The sequence below is a fragment of the Paenibacillus glucanolyticus NBRC 15330 genome (assembly GCF_004000885.1).
In the GTDB taxonomy this organism is placed as follows: Bacteria; Bacillota; Bacilli; order Paenibacillales; family Paenibacillaceae; genus Paenibacillus_AQ; species Paenibacillus_AQ glucanolyticus.
Genome location: NZ_BIMC01000010.1, coordinates 69609 through 87436 on the forward strand (window position 1 = coordinate 69609; position 17828 = coordinate 87436).

General features: G+C 45.9%; 14 protein-coding genes. All 14 read right to left on the reverse strand.

Features of this window, described 5'->3' with window-relative positions:
* Positions 1–21 precede the first annotated feature (21 nt).
* The 14 genes from PGL02S_RS15800 to PGL02S_RS15865 all read right to left on the reverse strand — a co-directional run bounded on the left by PGL02S_RS15800 (position 22) and on the right by PGL02S_RS15865 (position 17813).
* Positions 22–2946 carry a hypothetical protein gene (locus PGL02S_RS15800; RefSeq protein ID WP_036642712.1) on the reverse strand — a complete coding sequence of 975 codons (2925 nt, stop codon included), beginning with the start codon at positions 2944–2946 and terminating at the stop codon, positions 22–24.
* A gap of 174 nt (positions 2947–3120) precedes the next feature.
* Positions 3121–4515, reverse strand: a complete 1395-nt coding sequence (locus tag PGL02S_RS15805) for an ABC transporter substrate-binding protein (protein WP_164762867.1) — start codon at positions 4513–4515, stop codon at positions 3121–3123.
* Positions 4505–5887, reverse strand: a complete 1383-nt coding sequence (locus tag PGL02S_RS15810; protein ID WP_036642714.1) for an ABC transporter permease — start codon at positions 5885–5887, stop codon at positions 4505–4507. Before PGL02S_RS15810 ends, PGL02S_RS15805 begins: the two co-directional genes overlap by 11 nt.
* A gap of 5 nt (positions 5888–5892) precedes the next feature.
* Positions 5893–7092 (reverse strand): efflux RND transporter periplasmic adaptor subunit, encoded by a 1200-nt coding sequence (locus tag PGL02S_RS15815; protein ID WP_235187443.1) that lies wholly within the window; start codon positions 7090–7092, stop codon positions 5893–5895.
* A 14-nt stretch (positions 7093–7106) separates the two neighbouring features.
* Complete coding sequence (locus PGL02S_RS15820; protein WP_200870096.1) at positions 7107–8033, reverse strand: carbohydrate ABC transporter permease; 927 nt, start codon at positions 8031–8033, stop codon at positions 7107–7109.
* 38 nt (positions 8034–8071) lie between these two features.
* The gene (locus PGL02S_RS15825) at positions 8072–8962 is read right to left on the reverse strand and encodes a carbohydrate ABC transporter permease (RefSeq protein WP_036642717.1); all 891 of its coding nucleotides are present in this window, start codon (positions 8960–8962) and stop codon (positions 8072–8074) included.
* On the reverse strand, positions 8949–9167 hold the full coding sequence (locus PGL02S_RS15830; protein WP_036642719.1) for a hypothetical protein: 219 nt from the start codon (positions 9165–9167) through the stop codon (positions 8949–8951). The genes PGL02S_RS15825 and PGL02S_RS15830 overlap by 14 nt, the downstream gene beginning before the upstream one ends.
* A gap of 526 nt (positions 9168–9693) precedes the next feature.
* Complete coding sequence (locus tag PGL02S_RS15835) at positions 9694–10461, reverse strand: hypothetical protein (RefSeq protein WP_036642722.1); 768 nt, start codon at positions 10459–10461, stop codon at positions 9694–9696.
* Positions 10458–11897 carry a sensor histidine kinase gene (locus PGL02S_RS15840; protein ID WP_036642724.1) on the reverse strand — a complete coding sequence of 480 codons (1440 nt, stop codon included), beginning with the start codon at positions 11895–11897 and terminating at the stop codon, positions 10458–10460. The genes PGL02S_RS15835 and PGL02S_RS15840 overlap by 4 nt, the downstream gene beginning before the upstream one ends.
* 3 nt (positions 11898–11900) lie before the next feature.
* A complete protein-coding gene (locus PGL02S_RS15845) occupies positions 11901–12557 on the reverse strand; it encodes a response regulator transcription factor (protein WP_036642725.1) in 657 nt (218 codons plus the stop codon).
* 430 nt (positions 12558–12987) lie between these two features.
* Positions 12988–14400, reverse strand: coding sequence for a sensor histidine kinase (locus tag PGL02S_RS15850; RefSeq protein ID WP_036642727.1), 1413 nt, complete (start codon positions 14398–14400; stop codon positions 12988–12990).
* Positions 14401–14403: 3 nt separating this feature from the next.
* Positions 14404–15111, reverse strand: a complete 708-nt coding sequence (locus PGL02S_RS15855) for a response regulator transcription factor (RefSeq protein ID WP_036642728.1) — start codon at positions 15109–15111, stop codon at positions 14404–14406.
* Positions 15112–15205: 94 nt separating this feature from the next.
* Positions 15206–17410, reverse strand: a complete 2205-nt coding sequence (locus PGL02S_RS15860; protein ID WP_036642730.1) for a M1 family metallopeptidase — start codon at positions 17408–17410, stop codon at positions 15206–15208.
* 37 nt (positions 17411–17447) lie between these two features.
* A complete protein-coding gene (locus PGL02S_RS15865) occupies positions 17448–17813 on the reverse strand; it encodes a YxeA family protein (RefSeq protein WP_006210006.1) in 366 nt (121 codons plus the stop codon).
* Between the last annotated feature and the right edge of the window lie 15 nt (positions 17814–17828).

Here is a 17828-nt window from a genome sequence, read left to right on the forward strand (position 1 = left end):
ATGGCATATGTTATAACTCTTTTAGAATCGTCCCTCACCCCCATCGTTATCGGCTTGATTTGCTTCCGTAATTAGTGGATACGACTGGCTTCCCAGCAGTACTCTACGGCCTTGGAACTCATCGTAGAGATTCATTCGAATCGTCCCTCCGCTCAACACCTTGTGGAAGTTATTGTTGAACGTTATGGAATATGATTTATGGTTGCCTATCGTAAGGTCGGTTCCCAGCGTTAATGATGTATCCATGGCTTTCCCTAGCGGGTCTATCATCTCCAGGATAAGTTTATGATCGTACGATCCCACGTTATATTCGCGATTTAGAGTCAGGTCGTAAATAAAATCAAGAGCAACCTTACTTTCGCTAAGGGTCCCCTCTGCTCTCGTAATGGATAGGTTATACGGGAACAATTCCACATTCCTTAAATTTGTCGCAGGCTGAATCATTCCAGGACTAAGGGCTAATCCAATCGTATTAATAGATCCCGTTGACTCCTTGCCTGGTTCCGTCAGCTTGCCGTCGGCTACGCCTTCCCCAATATGCAAGACAAGCTGTGAAGTGTTCACATCCAGCGGAATTTCACTCCACACGGTGACCAGATTTTTTCCTCCAGGGCTTACCGAGTTGGACGATTGAGTAACTTCGGCTTCATAGTATTGATTCTCAGTTGTTTTGTAGTAAGCCACCAGCTGCGATGGCTTGGATTGACGTGTTTCTGCGCTGGTCATGGCCAATTCCGTATATATCAGATTTGAGCTGCCGTCACGGTAGACGGTCGTTAGACGTTCGCGGACTTCCGCTTTCCTGCCTATCGTATCGATTTGATATGACTCGCCTGCAGCAACATGAGCCATTTCATAATCAAGTGCGCTCGCATTCAAAGTAAGAAATTTAACAGCATCCTCTCCCGTATTTTCCTGCAGTACAATCCTTAGCTGATTGAAATGGTAAGAGTACGGGACTTTGGTCAGCACATATAGTTCCACCGTTTCATTAGGAGCAAGTACCGTTATATCGTTCGGAGCGACGATTTGGGTAGTGCCGCTGAGATCCCGCATTCCCGCGTTCACCTGGGCTTTAAGGACTGGCAGTTGCACAGACGATGATGTCGTATTTCGAATTCTGATTTTAGCTGCAATTTGATCTTCATCCGTCCATGGCAGCCGGTGATAGGAACTGAGCTTTACCCCGAACGTGCCATACTGGTTCTCGACAATGCTCTCTAATCCTAAATGGTTTTTTCCTTCCTGGGCATAAGGAATTTTATAATACGCAGTAGGAAATATAATCTTATCCGTCACAGCAGGTTCTGATAATTGCAGCTGCAGCGCATTTTGTTTCAGATGTAAGGGCACATCGGCACTTAATTCAACGATCTTCTCCTCCAGTGGCTTCAAGGTAAGGTTAGCAAGTGCCTTGCTATTTACTGGAATGCTGTACCCTTCGGAAGCATTGATGGACAACTCATAAGCGGGAATCGTTATGGATTTTTCACCGATGTTTTTCATACGGAATTGAAGACTCCATTTTGCAGAATCGTTCTCTGTATAGACCGAGGCGTTTTTCAGCTGTGTTTCGATTGAATGATGGTTGATCGTAATTTTCTTGACGCCATATTCGTTTACGGGAACATAAGATGCTGCTGCCGGGAGCTTAAAGGTTTTTACTGGAAGATTCATCTTCAAGACTTCGTCTTGACGGGTATATTGCAGCATCATATTGTCGGTTCTCAGATTGGAGGGCACCTCTGCCACGTAGTAGATGGTTTTCGTTTGTTGCGGCTGTATCTTATAAAGACCTTGCGTATCAACTTCATCCTCAGGCAAAAGTTCGAATACCGAACCTCCTGCCGTTCTCAGGTATACTTTATGACCGGGATCACCGAGCACCTTCGTCCCCCTGTTAGAGAGATTAACCCCTACCTTCATGTACACCTTCCCATTCAGTTTCAGTCTCTGTAAACTCTCTGCCCTGGTCATTACAGGCAACTGATCCATCATGATCTTAATGCCCTGGCCTTTGGCTACAGGATTGTCAGGGGCTGCCGCAGGAAGCTTGAAGGATCCGACCGGGAGATTTATATTCAAGACTGCCTCTTCCTGGGCAAATTGAAGGATCATACGATCCGTTTTCACATAGGAAGGAATCTCCGTCCAATAGTACATCATTCTCTTCTCCCGAGGCTTGATTTGGTAACGGCTGCTGGTTTCATCTGGCAAGAGCTCAAATATCGAACCTCCAGCTGATTTCAAGTATGCCTTATAACCGAGATCTTCCAGTACCTTCGTCCCCCCGTTCGTGAGACTGACCCCTACCTTCATGTATACCTTCCCATTGTATTCCATTTTCTGCAGACTTTCCGCCCTGATCAGGACAGGCAGGTTATTCATGGAAATTTTCTTGCTTTGGCCTATTGGAACGATGGATGAATATTGGTTAGGGATCGTAAAACTCCCCAATCTTTTCTGGTAATTACTGCTGCTGAAATCCCACCCGAATAGGGACACCTCCACTCCGCTTGTCTTTGTGGACTTGCCGATATTCACATAGTACGTTATGGATATGCTCCTCTTTGCAGGCACTATCTTTGGGGTTGAGTCACTCGAAACAGGTTTGCCTTGCATGGTCGATCCGCCTGTCGTGGTAACCTCCGAGAAATAATCAATGAGATCCACATTACTTCCGCTACTGTTACTGTAACGAAGTGTATATATGAGGATATTCCCACTCGGCTGTGCAAAAATGTCCATATCCATCAGTTTCACGGTGACATTGCGCTTTAAACTGACCGGGGCGAGTTCATCCAGCGTGAACAATGACGCTGCTGTAATAGACTTGGAAACGGACGAAGCTGACATGGATGCCCCGTAAACTCCATTGGCCGTGAATGGAATTAATACCGCAGCGCTAAACAGAATGGCCACATACGTCTTTCTTGGCTTGTACATAAAGATACCTCCAGTTGAAAACAATGAATGAAATCAATTTTCGATTTCCCTCTTCTTGAAACATGAAGCAGGCACGATGTGGGCTGCTTCATCATTCATCAACCTGTTCGTTTAAATAGAATGCCGTCCGGTGTTGACTTGCCCGTGACCCATTGAAGTCATTGGCCAATATGATTATTCTTCCATGTACAGTGTAATTTTGTTTTGTAGTGTTTTGGCTACGTCCTCAGCAGTTTTTTCGCCTTTAAAGAATAGTACTGTTTCTTCCATCACAAGGTCGTTGATTTTGGGTTCGATTCCGCCATAACGCGCCAACTGAGGTATAATCTCCTTCGCTTTTGCGACTTCTTCCGTTGACAGCTTATTCTCTCCCGCTGTCTCAAGCGCTCTGATTTGCGTCTCGGCGGTTTTTTTGTTGACCGGCAGACCTTGCAAATCCTGCTCTGATTGCATCTCTTCCGATAGAAGAAATTTAAGGAAGTCCCATGCCTTGTCCTTATTATTCGACTTTTCATTCATCGCAAGCAGCATGCCTACTCGAAATGAATTACCTTTGCCGCCGTCCTCTATAGGCGGCATGAACACCTGTGGGTCGGCGAACAGCATTTTCCCAAAGTTAAGCGACTCGAATCGTTGCAGCTTGGATTTAACGAAAGCTTCCTTCAAATTCAGACTCTCGCCCGCTTTGCCCGATCTGGTTCCGTATGATTCAGGTTCTTGAAGAATCCCGTTGTCGTAATAGGATTTGATTTCGTTCAGCAAACCGATGAATTCAGGGCTGTCAAAACTGGCTTTTTTCTCGTTCAGGTTCATGAACTTGTCGATATTTTCACCAACTCTTTCACTGGTGAAATATTCAGGCACAACGTATTGTACAACTGGATCTTCGCCTTGCTTGGCAAGCTCTCCCAGCTTTTCGGAAAATTGAGCCCAGGTCCATGAATTCGGATCAAGGTCCAAGTCAATAATCCGTTTTTTATTCCCAAACCATATATCCGGAACGACGTTTGGAGCAATCGCATACAAGCCATCCTTATATTTAAGCGCGTCAAAAATGTTCATGTAATAATCTTCGTCGTTAAAACCCTTTTCTTCTGTCATATAAGACTGCAAATCAACCAGCAGATTTTTATCAGCGTATTTGGTATACGCCAGCGAATCAACCATAATAAGATCGGCAGCATTGCCGTTCATCAGCTCCGTATTGACGGTAGTGACATGCTTCTCCACTGCAGCCGGATCGTATCCGACCGGACGCGAGGGCGCCATAGCCCCGCCTTGTGGTTTGGGAGTTTCGTAGGATTGTTTCAATTCAATCGTAACGCCGGGATTGGCCGCTTCATATTTCTCTTTCGCCAGCTCCAGTAATCGGTTGGACGTAACGACCGATACGGTAATGACATTGGATCCCGAGCTGCTCTCGCCTGAACCCTGCTCCGCGCTTTGAGAACCGCTGGCAGAGCCCGCTGCCGGGGTATTGGATCCCGAGCTGCAGGCCGATAAGGCAACTGCACTTGCCAGAATACATAAGACTATACCTTTTTTGCCAATCTTCCATCTAATGCTCAACATAATCATCCTCTCGATTCGGCTGCCTATAAGCTGCCATGAATAAACTAAATCCGAACAGTGAACCCCATAAGCCGGGCGAAATAAGCTGTGGCAAGCCAAGCAGCAGCAGGGCTAGACCCACCACCAAATAACATGCAGCGATGCAGTAAAACAAACGGATAAATCGATCTGAAGAGGGGAGGGCGATCATTCTCCATTCTCGAATTCCAAGCAGGAATAAGGGTAAGCCAAGCAGCAAGCCGATTGCTGCCACAACCGGGATATAGGAATTAAGCCGGTCCTCCATCAATTGATAGGGAAGCATATGTCCGAATAAAGCGGGCTGCTCCTGCCAATGCTGGAAGAGCTTTGTTTTGAAAAAGCTCAGATCAATCCATCGGCCGGGAATATACTCAGCAGGGATGAAAAAAGAAAATCGAGCAAGCAGCACTAACACGGCTGTGCTGACGCCAATTGCAAAAAATGACAGCATCTGCTTCAGCATATAAAACCTTTCCCGTTTCATTACCTCGTTGGAGTCGCCGATCTGCAGCGCCAGCTTCATTCGGCTGTATGTGCCACCGGCGATTCTCCGCATCCACATCAGACCTAGTACAAGAGTGAGAATACCCGTCAGCGCCGGAAGCAAGCGCGGAAGCTGCTGAATCAGCCTTAAGCTTTTTTCGCCGATACGAATTTTGTAAGTTTCAACGGACAGGTTGTTATCCATCAACGCTTTATGGACTTCCGCCTCCCCGTTCAGCAGCGCATCCCCGGACGCTTCAAGCAAAATGGTTCCTACCCGAGATTCCGGGCTTAAATCGGCAAATACGGTTGACGGCAGCAGCGCCTCCGGCCTGACACCCTTGGTCATCCATTCCATCAGGTTATTTTCGGAACGGTAAATGCCAATGATTCGAAACTTCTTGTCTCGGATAAAAAGCTCTTTGCCCAAAACATCCGCAGAGCCGAACAGGTAGTCGGCCAGGCTGTCGCTAATGACAACGACCTGATCCCTGCGTTCAATAGACGCTTTTGAAATCATGCTGCCCCTATCCAGCAAGATGGACGTAAAGTCGCTATAATCCCCGCCGATTCCGGCAGTGTTAACCTCTTTCTGGCGGTTATCCGCCTTCAAAGGGAAACTTCCTTTTATGGAGTAAGCCGCTTTTCCATTCCAGGACTCGATCAGCTTATTCACCTCTTGGTCGGTGTAGCCGGCAATCCCGATTTGACCCGGAACAGAGCTTGCCTGCACCTGCAGATTAATCCGCTCGGAGCCGATCGTCCCGCCCGACTGCTGCCATGCCATGACGGCGGCTTCGGAGAACACGCTGCTGAAACACATCAGAAACATGCCGATGGCCACCAGAAAAGTAGCTAAACGCATTATCCTCACTCCGTTCCGTCTCCGTTGGATACCAGCACCCTCTTGCCTTCCTCAATCGGCTTATTGCTGGAAGTGACTACCCTATCGGACGGACCGATCCCGTCCTTGACCACGGTGTATTCCGCATCAGACTCCTCAACGGTCAGCTTGACCTTGCGAATGAAATACTCCTTGCCGAGAGAGCCCTTTCTTTCGGAAACGAGGTAGACAAATTTCCCATCTTCATTGCTCTCCCGAATTGCGCTGTTTGGAACGAGTGTTTTACCATCCTCCTCTGAACCTGCTTTTTTTGTCCATTCGAAATCCCCGGCCTCACCCCCTTCAAGTCGCTTGTCCTTAATAACAGCGACCATTTCCTTCTGATCCGCGGTCTGCTGCAGGCCTCCGCCTGGAGTGTTGTTCTGCGGGCCTTCCGGCTGGTCGAGCTTTTTTGTTTGAATGGACTGGATTTCGACCTCGAATTCGGCATCGTCCAGACTTGGAATCGTAATTTTAACGAGATCTCCAGCCTTCAAGCGTTTCGCCTGTTCATTGGTTACATCGGCTTTGAACTCGAAGCTTGTCGTTGCTACTTGGAGATTAACAACAGCAGTCCCGGGAGAGACAAGCGCGCCAACTGTGGCGAGAACCTCGGAGACAACGCCTTCCTGCGAGGAGGTCAGCACCGCGTAGTTGCTGATTTCCTCTCTCAGGCGGTCGACTTTGCGCTTCTGGGCGTCCAGATCAAGCTTGGCGCTCTCGATATCGCGGGCAAATCCGGCTGCCAGCTTGTCATCCGCAGCCTGCTTCGCTTCCTTATAGCTGGTCTGCAGCTTTTCTAGAGTGATCTGCTGTTTCTCGTAGTTCAGATGCTCCGTCTCGATCTGCTCTTCCGTATCCGACGTATCGAATCGGACAATCACCTGGCCCTTTTTGACCTTGTCTCCGACCTCCACCTCCACTTTCTTCACCGGCCAAGCGCCATTCTCGGATATCACCTTGACCTCTTCCGCCGCCTCAACCGAGCCGGAGCCGTTTACGGTGAAGATGAGGCTGCCGAAGGTCGGGCTAGCAGCTGAAACCCGGGGTAGAGAGTATTCAAGGATCGTATTGGAAAATAACGTAAGCACGAGCATCATTAAAATAAATGCGACCATGATTCCACCCGTTTTTCTTTTTTTTGATTTGCCGGAGGATCTCTCTTCGGTTAAAACTGCAGCTTCCATATCGATTCTCCTTTCTATCCTTTAACGCCTGAAAGCTGTACACCCTCGACAAGCTCCTTCTCCGCATGAAGCATAAGCAAAATCGCAGGCAGCATGTAAATGACTGATGCCGCGAACGCGAGGCCTATATCGTCCTCGCTGATATAAGCGAGATATACGGACAAGGGCTGTTTAATGGCATCTTTCAGAAAAATAAGCGGCTGTTCGACCATGTTCCAGTTGTCGATGAAGGCCAGAACTGCAAGCGCGGCTATTCCGGATCGGCACATGGGCAGCACAATCGTAAGCAGAATTCTCAAATGCCCGGCTCCGTCCATGCGGGCTGCTTCAATGTAGCTGTAGGGAACAACCTGCATGAACTGCCGCATGAGAAACACCCCGAATGCGTTGAACATGCCCGGCAGAATAATCGACCATTCCGAATTGAGCAAACCAAGTGAATTCGCCATAATATAGTTCGGCACAAGCGTAACCTGGAACGGCATTAGCATGACGACAATATAAGCGAAAAACAGCGGCTCCCTAAGGCGGAAGCGGAGCTGGGAGAAGGCGTATGCGGCTAGCACCGATAGGATGACCTGCCCGGCCACAATCGGCGCCGTCAGCCTCATGGAATTCCAGAACAGCATCAAAAACTGCGGCTGAGCTAACAGAATGTCGTAGTAAGCGTTCAACGTCGCTTTTGACGGGATCAACTTAAGCTGGACGTACTTGTTCTCTTCCCCGATTGACTGCTGATTGTTTTGCTCCTCTTCATCGGAACTCTTGATAATCGGCTTCATCTCGCTTTTTATTTCACTAGGCGTTTTGAAGGAATGGATCGTTGTCATCACGATTGGGAAAACAAAGACGACGACAAGCAGCGCCAGGAATGCGGTTAACACTCCTTTATATAATTTGCTGCCAAATTTCCCGCGCAGCATAATTCCGCCTGACTTCATTCGGCTCCACTCTCCTTCCAAGGCATCGAGTCGCCCTTTTATAACCACCGATTGAATCGGCGTTCTACGGTAAACAAAACAAGAACCATCAAAACAATTGTGCTTGCCATCAGAAACGCCGCAGAAGTCATTTTCTGATAATCTAGCTGCTGGAACATGTTGTTCATAAAATGCTGGAGCATGTACAGGCTTTGATGCGGATAAGGCCCTGCAAGCATATACGTTTCTCGGAATACCTTAAACGAGTTAATGATGGACATAACGAACACGAAGAAGGTCGTCGGGGTCAGATAAACGATGGTGATCGAGCGCCATTGGCCCCATCGCCCCGCTCCATCGATGCGGGCCGCTTCATAAAGATGCTCCGGTATGTTCTGCAGGCCCGCCAAAAACAGCAGCATGTTGTAACCGACATTTTTCCAAATATAGATCAAGATGACGATGAACATTGCCGACTCGCTGTCCATCCAATCAACCGGCTCCATCCCCCAAGCCTCCAGCCAGCCGTTCAGCGTCCCGTTCCGTTCGAAAAAAATTTGCCAGATCAGCACAACGGAAGCGACCGGAATGACGAGCGGCGAGATGAACGACAAGCGGAACCAGCGCTGCCCGTACACCTTGCCGTTCAGCAAGCCTGCCAACAGAAGGGAGAGCATCATATTGATCGGTACGCATAATGCGGTGAATAAAAACGAATTCCATAACGCTCGTTTGAACGAATTGTTGCTGAGCAGATCGATATAATTGCGGATACCGACGAGCTTACCGTCGATCGGCGTATCCACTAGCGAGTAATAAAAGCCGATTCCAAAGGGCAGGAAAAAAAACAAGGTCACTCCCGCTACACTCGGAATCAAAAACAAAGCGGCATATGATCCGTCGGAGCGGAAGACTCGAAGGAGACGACGACCGAAATTAATCCCATCCATCGGATGATTCCTCCTCCGGCAGCGTGATCCTAGATGCAACCCCATCTTGTTGCCCTGAATGGTCCAAATCAGCACATCGAACGTCGCTCTTCATCCATAACGGAGTCGTTGTTTCCATGTTGTTGTATGAAACGAGCGGATCAGACCGCTGAACCCTGCCGATTATAGTAATTTCCGTCAGCGATTTTCGAATCCAGTTGGGCATAGAGTAAACTTCCTTTCAAATTCCAAAATATTGTGAGTTTCTGCCCTTGCTCATCTATCGCTATTACGAATAGATTGAGCAAGATATGAAGCATAGGCCGGGGCTCCATCCCGTTACAGATGAACGCTGTTCTTTGCGGACCATAATAAGTTAAAATTGACCAGATATCTCCACTAAATGCAGTCGATCCCCCGGTACCTGTCAATGCAAGAAATATAGGCAGGCAGCAACGATCCCTATGGCTTGAAGCAATCTGCGGATGCGTCTTCCTCAGAACCGTCCTTGTGATTACATCAAATCCCCGTCATATAGCATTGTTTATAGTCTGACATTGGTGAGCGCTGTCTGAGGAAGGTTAAAACTTCTCCGTAGGTTAAACAACTTTTTAAATCTCCTCTCTATCACTACTTCGCTTATATGGACAGTATAAAACTGCGATATATGATAAGTGAGATGGAGTTGTAATGAAGTTGTAATTGTTGAAAATAGTCCGCACGCACAAAAAAAGACTAGCTGCTTTATGCAGCTAGTCTTGGTTTTGAAGGTTGACAGGCGATCTCGGATAATTCTTGAGCATTACCATCAGATCTTTGTTGAAGCCTGTAACTTTCATGCTGGTTAAATTAACTGTAATTTGATATTTCAATGAATTGTCTTTCTTACTCCTGTAATATATCTCTGCTTCATCTGCCGAGCTAAACGAGCCAAAATCCGCACTCAAATCTGATAAAGAGTAACCTTCCTTATCTTGAATAAACTTGCCCGAGGTTTCAGTTATTTTAGAAGAAGGTATATTTTTATTTATATCTACTGTTGTTTGATAGTCCGATTTCTGGAAATTAGAGATTTTCAGGACATTGCCATCTCTTGCATTCAATACGATATCGTATCCTTTTTTGCGAGTGGGAGTTATGGTCATCGTAACATAGTACAAGCCATCGGGAATATTATTCAACTCTGTTTTGGCATCCTCCCTATCCTTCTGAGATGCACGCGAGGCAATGTTTTGTTCGACCAGCTCTTTCAACTTGTTTTGATCTGCCGCCATTAGCTCAAATTGAACTTGGTTCAACGTTAATTGTTCATTGAAATACTTGTTGACCGCATTTATGCTTAATGTTTTCACGGCCTCTTGTGAAAGCACGCCTTCGTAGTTCACTTCATTGCTTTCTCGCTCATTGCTTATTTTTTTAACCATGACCTTGTCCTTCTCGATGCTGTTATAGAATCCACCGCAACCCGTCGTTAAGATCATGAACACAGCGAAAATAATAAGAAAGCTGAGCTTGTTCATTGTATCCCCCCGCCTTCTCGTTCTCCTTGATCGAAGATGAGTCTGAATGTCGTACCCTGATTCTCTTCACTACTCACTTCAAAGATGGCATGATGTATACGAGCTATGCTTTGACATATAGAAAGGCCTAAGCCCGCTCCATTGTTTCCTCTCGTTCTGCTTTTATCCGCCACATAGAACGGTTCGAAGATTTTGTCTTGATGCTCTTTGGGAATCCCGATACCCTGGTCGATGACTTCCAGCACGTATCGACTGCCGCGCCAGTATGCACGAATCGTAATGATTTGTTCTGCAGCAGATGCCTTGAGTGCATTGTCCACGAGATTGAAGATCACGATTTTTATCAAATCCTTTTCCAACAACAGACTGCCTTTTTCGCAATCGGTAGCAATCGTAACGTGCTTCTCCCTAGCTTTCAACTCCATCGTAGATTTAATCTCAGCAATGATTGCTACCAGATCATGTTTTTCTAATTGATATTGATCCCCCTGAAGCAGGATCAAATCCATCAGTTTCAACGAAAGTGACTCCAACCGTTTTCCTTCGGAGTAAATCACATTCAGTCCGTCTAGAAGCTGCTCTTTGTTGTACTTGGATATCCGAAGAAAATTCGCATATCCGATTATTGATGTCAACGGTGTTTTTAATTCATGAGTAAAATTGTTAATGAATCGTTGCTTCTCTTGATTATGCAGCTCCAACTCATTGATTTTATCCTCGACAACGGCGGCCATATCATTGAAATTACGTGCCAGAACGCCAATCTCATCCTTTGATTTCAGCTGCACACGTTCCGAAAAATTTCCTTTTGCAATGATTTGAGCCGTTTGGTTAAGTTGTTTGATCGGTTTTGTCAGTCCTCTGCTTATGAAAAACATAATAATCATATAGAGTAAAACTGCGGCCATACCCACTCTAATGAAAAAGCTATACTGAGCCAGGCGCTCCTGATACACAAGAGAAATGTCTTTGATATAGGTGAACACATAATTTTTATGATTGATATCCGTAATATTCGTTGTAAACAATAAAGTACGTCCGTCGATATCCCTCAAAATATATTTGATTTCATCCGCGGCCAGTTTGTCCAATTCCTCGCGCTGCGATGGCATCTTAAAGTCCGTATTGCTGAAGATAGACTGCCCCTTGTCATTCATAATATCCATGTATGTGTGCTGATCAACGTTTTTCTCGACAAATTCTTTGGCAATATTCGTTAACACAGTTTTCTCGTAATCAATGGAATCATAGATGCGAAGAGTCGGAACGATCGCGTTGACACTAGAATGAATGTTCATGTTCTGGCTGATACCGCTGTTGATTTCCTGCTGCAGCATCTTGCTATGATTTCTCTCAATGACCATGATACAGGCAGCATTAAAGATAAAAACAAAGGATAGAATCGAAGACAAATAAATTTTATGCCAAAACTTCATCGATCAATCCTCCAGCCGGTAGCCGATTTTGTATATGGTTTTGATATTTTCCTGCAAATGAAGCTTTTTGCGCAGCGATTTGATATGCATATCGACCGTTCTTGTTTCACCGAAATAGTCGCCGCCCCATACTTTATCGAGAAATTGCTCTCGTGAGAGGGCTATATTCTTATTTTTCAGCAACACAACTAACAAATCGTATTCCTTCGGTGTCAGCTCTACGGGTTGGCTATGGATGGTCACTTCCCTTTTGTCAATGTTGACTTGAACGTCTTGAAATTGCATCATGGATTCTTCTTTGCCGTATCTGCGTAGCACAGTTTCGATACGGGCCAAGAGCTCGATCGCCTCAAAAGGCTTGACCATGTAATCATCCGCCCCTAATTTGAGTCCGGTGACTTTGTCGTATACCGAGTTTTTTGCGGTAAGGAAAATAACGGGTATACGATGGCGTTGGATTTTTGACATCAATTCAAAACCATCTATCTTGGGAATCATAACGTCTAACAGAATGAGATCAAACGTCTCACGTTCTATTGCCTCCAGCGCCGCCAGTCCATCATATACCTCCGTGGTCGCATAGTTCACGATGTTGAGATTCATTTTAATGATATTGGAAATGTGAATATCGTCTTCGACGATCAATATCTTCTTATTCATTTTCTTATTTCTCCTGACCTGACGTTCAATACGTATTTATTAACTCAAACAATAACAAGCATAGTGTGCTGCTAACTTCAACGCCTCCATCATAAAGCTGATACCATTATAATTCTGGTCTAAGTCGTACAGTTTGACAATACCCAATGTTATTTGCCCTCACGAAAGATCAACCAGTTGTGAAGCCTCTTAATTTCTATCTCCCTCTGCTGTCTGTTCCTCCCATTGATTAGAGATTAGAGACCATTTGTTAAGAAAAAGTGTGAAAAATATTAAAAATTCCTTAAGTTCACCAACACAAAAAAACCGCGAATTCTCGCGGTTAGTTAATATGCCGTTCATGAATCCTTTACCAGCGCTCTTTGCGCTCGCTTCGCGATTCGCTGCCTATCCTTGTTGTTAGGATAACCCGCTTGCATCTAATTAATTCCTATAGCCGGATTTCAATCGTGGTGCCTTGACCGACCTCACTCTTGACCTGGATATCTCCTCCATGCGCAATAATAATATCATGCGTTATCGCCATGCCGAGGCCTGATCCTTTGTGCAATTCACCTGTATTCGTTCCCCGGAAATACCGATCGAATATTCGCCCAAGCTCCTCCTGCTTAATGCCCTTCCCATTGTCTTCAACACGGATCAGGGTATGAAGCCCATTCTTCTCCACCCGGACCTTAATGACGATATGTTCTTCATTGTGGACGATAGCATTGTAGATCAGGTTGCTTATGGCTCTGCGAATCAGAATACCATCAACCTCGATGGATATGAACTCGTCACTGCACTGAAAATCGATGGTTCGATTGGAATATCGAGCATCATTGAGTGTATCAATTACAACATTTCGAACCAGACGCACGATATTGATATTGTTTTTGTTCAACGTCAGCTCCCTATTCTTTAATCGCGTGGACAGATTCAAATCCTCAATGACGTCTTTCAAGTAGATGGATTTGCGTTCAATGATCTCGGCGTAATCCCTCATCTCATCAACGGAGAACTGATACTCCGGATCCTTCATCATCTCGGCATACCCTTGTATCGAAGCGAGAGGTGTTTTGATATCATGCGAGATATTACCAATCCATTCTTCCTTCATGGCATCCAATTTCTTTCTTTCCATTTCGCTTGATTTCAGTTCCTGAGACAGATGATTGATGTTGGAGAAGACGTCCTTGTATACCCCTTTAGGTCTATGGTAGACGTTGTAATTCTTGTTAGCCAGGCTCTTGATGCTGTCTATCAGAATATGCAGTGGTTTGGTCAACCGCTTGCTAAAAATATAAGCGATGCATAAGGCGATAATTCCATCAACCGCGATGATTGTCAGGCTAAACACCTTCAGCACCTGTCCTAGATTACGGGAATCGAAGGTTAATACTTGCCGCTCCAGGTATGGAGTCGTGAAACCTACCAAGTAGCTGTATCGATGGTTCGGCACTTTTTTCTCGCCAATGAAGACGGTGGAGAGAACTTCCTTCTCGACATACTTATAGATCTGCACGATATCGATGGGGGTATATTTTGTTCTGGCCGCTTCGGGTGCGAGATACCGATAGATTTCCCTGCCGTTCTCATCTAATATTTGTACCCACGCCTGATTATCCCGAAGAATCTCCTTGCCTCTTTCGGTAACTGACGGACCTGATTCTGCTATAAGGATATGTTCCTTAAAGGATCGGGCTATTGCCTCTGCAGAGGTTTCACTCTCAGCTAGCGGGAAATCCTCGTTCATCGCCTGCAAGACAAATAACCCGAGTACCACCATGATATTCATAATAATGACGATAACGACAATCAGAACAACGGAGAACAGATACCTGCCGGTCAACCTCCATTTCATACCCTATTCATCCTCTGCGACAAGCTTATATCCGAGACCCTTTACCGTCAGCAAATATCGGGGTGCTGAAGGATCATCTTCTATTTTCTCCCGCAGCCTCCTTACGTGCACCATGACCGTATTATCAAATCCGAAGAATTCCTCACCCCATACCTGATCATACAGGCTTTCCTTACTGATGATCTGACCCGGATGTTTAAGCAGCAGTGTCAACAATCCCAGCTCCTTCGGTTTAAGCGGAATGACCTTGCCATTCTTCCTCAGCTCCACCTTCTCCTCATCTAACTCAAAAGGGCCTACTTTAATGAGACGATTAGCCTTATCCTCCAGTTGAACAGAATCAGCCCTTCGGAAACGTGCCTTAATCCGATAAGCCACTTCCTTAGGACTAAACGGTTTGGTGATATAATCGTCGCCACCGATGGCAAAACCCAAGATTTTATCAATCTCCTCCGCCTTGGCCGATAAGAAAAATATGGGGACATTGGAGACAGCACGGATTTTCTTGCATACCTCGTAACCTTCTCCGTCCGGAAGCATGATATCCAAAATGACGATGTCGGGCTGGCATCTCTGGAACTCATCCCACGCCGCTTCCGCGGTAGCTGCTGTATATACCTGATCTATGCCTTCCTTGACCAAGACAGTCTGAAGCAGTCTGACAATATCGGCTTCATCATCAACGATCAGTACCTTCTGATCAAATCCCATTTCGTTCACCCCCTGCTATAAACAACATCTTTCCCACCTTAAAAGCCGCTATACCCAAGCGGCGGCTCCAAGAAATCGATCCCGAACCTCCAGCTTACTCCTCCGCGAAAAATTGGGAAAGAGGGTTCTCCACTTTTTTATCCGACGTCACCTTGCCCGTCTTGTCCAACACGTAATACTGATAATAAGCACTCGTGAATCCGATGGATTCCTGCATCTTCATCAGGTAAGATTCAAATCCTCCGTCGGCTACCTGATCTCCACTCCAGAAGAAGTGCAGCATCAAGCGATTCTGATTATATGGATGTTTGATAATGTAGGCACCGGCGGCTGAAGGTTGATTCATATTCGCTTTCCATGCAAACCCTATTTTGTTGGCCCGTTCGATGATGCTGGATCTTAAAGCCTGCACAAAACCGTTTGTCTTCTCATTGCCGATCACAATCAGGTTGCTGGTCCCCAGTTCCTTCTTCATTTTCCTCTTCAGCATCTGACGATCCCTGATTACGTCATAGTCGACTCCGCTTAAATCCAGAAACATCGTCAATTGGTTTACCATATCTTCCTGCTGCTTGCTTGCTAACTTGTTTGCTTGATCGCTGAGAACAATGGTTAACGCTTCACCCTGAAGCGCTTTGTCGATCACGCGGCTCATGGTCTCGTAAGCCAAACCCGGAATCTGGGTTAAGGATGATTGATACAACAGTTGGAACTGATCGTGCAGATATGCAGATTTCTCCTTATCCGACATTTGATATTCGGTCTTCAGTTTAAAATTCGGTTCATACAGGGCCGTTCTCATTTCATTACGCGCTTCTTCGCCAAGCACATCTTCAATGGTTTGAAGCAGTCCGTCCATTGTAGCATTCTGATACACATAGCGCGTGAAATATTCTCTCATAAATTCATCAAACTTCGCTTCTCCGACGGTTCGGTACAATTGATATATCGCTTGACGGCCTTTATCATAATAAACTGGACTGGCCCAGTCCCCCACCTCTTCATTGGTTGACGCTATGGCCCGATCGATGGAGGAGTCGTCAAATTGAATGGATTTAAAGCCATTCATCTTATCTCCCTGCTTCTCGGCGAAATATACCTTGGAAAAGTCCGCAAATCCTTCATCCAGGAAGGATTCGGTCTCGGAATCATTTCCGATCAACGCATGGAACCATTGATGTGCGATTTCATGAACGAAGACGGTGTCTTGTGCGGGATCGGCATTACGTTTGATCTGCCCCATTTGAATCACCCGTGCGTACTCGACTGCCACACCCTCCACGTACGATTCGACAATCCGAAACTCAGGGTAGGGATAAACACCGTATTTATCACTGAAAAAATCAATGGCTTTGAATGCCTCATCCATGTATCGTTCAACAAGCTTATTCTTCCCTGGCTGGTTGTCAAAATAATAATATTCCACCGTAAGACCATCACGGGTAACACTGTCAACTTTGAAATTCGGACTGGCAAAAAATACGAACTCTCTTGTATTCCGGGCCTCAGTGGACACCACTTTGCGTCCGTTCACCACATCATTTCGTACCGAGATCGTGCCGGGCATTGCTACCTGATAATCGTCGGGAACGTTTAGCGAAACCTCATAGTCTGCCGAGGTGTAATAATCCGTCTCGAATGTACGGCTGTAAGGAGCTGTATTCCACTGATGCTTGTCCTCGTCATAGACAGACATGACCGGGAACCCGTGGGCTCCGTTAATGATATCTTTATAATACGATAAGCGCTGTGAACCGTAAGGTATTTTCAGATTGAAGTCAATCTGAACCGAGACCGATTCTCCCGGCTGAATGGGATGCTTCAATTGCACCGTCAGGGCCTGGTCTTTGTTCCTAAACTCAAGAGCTTGGCCGTTTGCCGTCACTCCTTCAATATCAATGCCACCAAGAAAGTCTTCCGGCTTCTTGTCCGGGTTGTTACTGCTGATTTCTTCATTGGATCGCTTGAACATGGTTGTCTGAGTAGACTTCGAGCGGTTGGCATCGGCATAAGTATGAAAAACCAATTGCTTCAATGTATCCTTGCTTGTGTTCAGATAAGTAATCCATTCACTCCCCTGCATCGTCATTTTCTTCTCATTCAACCGGGCTTGAATTTGGTATTGAACAGGCGCTTGAGCCTCCACATTCGCTGCACGCTGTGAAATCGTCGGAACAAGCGCTGCGCCCGCCGCAGCGCTGCCCGCGTTGATGAGCGGGCATGCTGTCAAGATCAGTGCAAGCGAGCTGAAAACTGTTTTTTTGAATAAGGTTGATATAGCTTCTCTGGATGGGTTCATATGGTTCTCTCCTCTGAGTTTTGAATTCTTTACGGTCTTATTTCTCTAACATTTCAAGCTTTGCCCTGGCTTGTTCCGGCAGCTCGTTAGCCTGTACTTCCTGATAGGAGCCAACACCCGATTTTTTAACATACACTCGCAGATAAGCTTCCTTGCGGAGCTCTTTTTGCGCCGTAAAGGTTAGCGTTTTGGCTGCTCCCTCTTTATCAAATCCTTCCAGGGTATATTCATAATAAATATACTTCTTACCATCATCTGACTTATCTTCCACTCGGGTGCCCTCTTGGATTTGCACATAATATTGGTCCGTACCCAGACGGTTGATGTTCACATTTTGAATAAAAATGATAAATCCAATGAGAAGTGCTGCTAAAATGCCTCCGAAAATCATCACTTTTTTCATGGTTATTCTCCTCTG

Bases quoted from the DNA above. Each gene is read 5' to 3' on its own strand.
- PGL02S_RS15850 (WP_036642727.1), bottom strand. From the start codon at position 14,400: ATGAAATGGAGGTTGACCGGCAGGTATCTGTTCTCCGTTGTTCTGATT.
- PGL02S_RS15800 (WP_036642712.1), bottom strand. From the start codon at position 2,946: ATGTACAAGCCAAGAAAGACGTATGTGGCCATTCTGTTTAGCGCTGCG.
- PGL02S_RS15845 (WP_036642725.1), bottom strand. From the start codon at position 12,557: ATGAATAAGAAGATATTGATCGTCGAAGACGATATTCACATTTCCAAT.
- PGL02S_RS15855 (WP_036642728.1), bottom strand. From the start codon at position 15,111: ATGGGATTTGATCAGAAGGTACTGATCGTTGATGATGAAGCCGATATT.
- PGL02S_RS15835 (WP_036642722.1), bottom strand. From the start codon at position 10,461: ATGAACAAGCTCAGCTTTCTTATTATTTTCGCTGTGTTCATGATCTTA.
- PGL02S_RS15840 (WP_036642724.1), bottom strand. From the start codon at position 11,897: ATGAAGTTTTGGCATAAAATTTATTTGTCTTCGATTCTATCCTTTGTT.
- PGL02S_RS15810 (WP_036642714.1), bottom strand. From the start codon at position 5,887: ATGCGTTTAGCTACTTTTCTGGTGGCCATCGGCATGTTTCTGATGTGT.
- PGL02S_RS15860 (WP_036642730.1), bottom strand. From the start codon at position 17,410: ATGAACCCATCCAGAGAAGCTATATCAACCTTATTCAAAAAAACAGTT.
- PGL02S_RS15830 (WP_036642719.1), bottom strand. From the start codon at position 9,167: ATGCCCAACTGGATTCGAAAATCGCTGACGGAAATTACTATAATCGGC.
- PGL02S_RS15815 (WP_235187443.1), bottom strand. From the start codon at position 7,092: ATGGAAGCTGCAGTTTTAACCGAAGAGAGATCCTCCGGCAAATCAAAA.
- PGL02S_RS15820 (WP_200870096.1), bottom strand. From the start codon at position 8,033: ATGAAGTCAGGCGGAATTATGCTGCGCGGGAAATTTGGCAGCAAATTA.
- PGL02S_RS15825 (WP_036642717.1), bottom strand. From the start codon at position 8,962: ATGGATGGGATTAATTTCGGTCGTCGTCTCCTTCGAGTCTTCCGCTCC.
- PGL02S_RS15865 (WP_006210006.1), bottom strand. From the start codon at position 17,813: ATGAAAAAAGTGATGATTTTCGGAGGCATTTTAGCAGCACTTCTCATT.